Raw genomic sequence first — 1,564 nt, 5'->3', positions numbered from 1 at the left:
CTGTGTTAGGGTGAGCTTTGAACAGGATATGAATGTGGTCTCTATCTTCATTCCATTCGATGAGAGTGATGTTGTAGTTTGTACTAATTCTTAGAAACATATCTTTGGCGTAATCTGAAACAGGGGGAGTGATGACTTTTCTTCGATACTTTATAACTAAGACAAGGTGGTAACAATTCGAGAAGACTGAATGATTGTTGTTGTCCAGTTCCATTGGTGTCACTTCCTTTCTGTTGGTTACCACTGAATATAGTATACAACAAAAATGACAGATTAACCACTTCAAGCTATCGCTTGACCGACATTCATCCCCCACTTTCACTGGTGCTTCGCACCCATACGCTTAGAAGTGGGAGACTTCTTTCGGAATTACGTTAAATAAAAGAACATACGTTCGTTTTCAGGAGAGAGGTGAAGCGAGTGAAAAAAGAACAGACCGATACCTGTGTTAAAGTGCTCAAAGTAAAATTAAAGCCGACTAAAGAACAAGCAGCTGAATTGACCCGGCTATCCAAAGAGTATATTTATCACGCCAACCAGCTTGTCCAGCAGGCTGTATCAGATGGCCGCTTTCCAACAGTCACTTCCAGACACATTGAGACGTCTATTCCTTCGGTAGTCAAAAATGAACTTATCCGGTATGCTAAGTCCAAATATGCTGAACACGGAAACTGTGTGTTCAAAAAACGAACAGTCTCATGGAACAATCAGAACTATACGGTCACTCCAAATCATCTCGCTTTTCCTATTATGCAAAAGGGCAAATCAATGAAAACGGCTATTAAAGCTGTGCTAACAAGTGATCAGTTTGACCTGTTATCTCAGTCAAAACGGGGAGCGATGCGTATCACCAAAAAAGGCTACCATTGGATAGCTCAGATTGCTTATCACGTTTTGCCGTCTGAGATTGTAGGAACAGACGTCTTAGGCATCGATCTAGGTATTCTGTGTCCAGCTGTCGGTGTCGTGGCTTCCAGCGGTCAAACAGCTTTCTTCGGAAACGGACGAGCAAACAAAGTTATTCGCCGAAAGTATAAGAAGCTCAGACGGGAGTTAGGGAAGAAAAAGAAACTGAACGCTATTCGGACACTCAATGATAAAGAAGCGAGAATCATGCAGGATATTAATCATAAGATTGCCAGACACATAGTACGGTTTGCGAGAGACATGAACTGTGGCACCATCCATCTGGAGAATCTTTCCGGCATTCGCCGGACCTCAAGACAAAGAGGAAAACACACAGCGATTCTGCATAACTGGACATTCGCTCAACTGACTGACTTCATTGAATATAAAGCAAGAGAAATCGGTATCGTTGTTAAAAAGGTCAATCCAGAGTATACCTCTCAGACTTGCCCGACATGTAAGGCCAGAAATAAAGTAACTGACCGAACGTATCAGTGCGGGTGCGGCTACCGGGGGCATCGGGATAGAGTGGGAGCTCTGAATATCGCCCAAACAACCTAACTCATATGGTCACAGTATGAGTGCCCATGGAGCTATAGGCTCTGCCATGGGAGGGGTGATGGCACACCCTTAAACTTAAGGCTTGAACAAAACAGAA

General features: G+C 43.4%; 2 protein-coding genes. One reads left to right on the top strand and one right to left on the bottom strand.

Translation table 11 applies throughout. The features are described from left to right. On the bottom strand, nt 1-214 hold a 214-nt coding region (gene tnpA / locus ACYQ2O_RS12195), incomplete at its 3' end, for an IS200/IS605 family transposase (protein ID WP_459796700.1). A 206-nt stretch (nt 215-420) separates the two neighbouring features. Here tnpA and ACYQ2O_RS12190 point away from each other — a divergent pair. Continuing rightward, nucleotides 421-1,467: an RNA-guided endonuclease InsQ/TnpB family protein gene (locus ACYQ2O_RS12190; protein WP_459796699.1), complete on the top strand. Its 1,047-nt coding sequence runs from the start codon at nt 421-423 to the stop codon at nt 1,465-1,467. Nucleotides 1,468-1,564 lie beyond the last annotated feature (97 nt).

It is taken from the genome of Alkalibacterium sp. m-11, from assembly GCF_054658155.1.
Note: the sequence above shows the minus strand (reverse complement) of the source record. Positions and strands in the feature narration are given on the sequence as shown.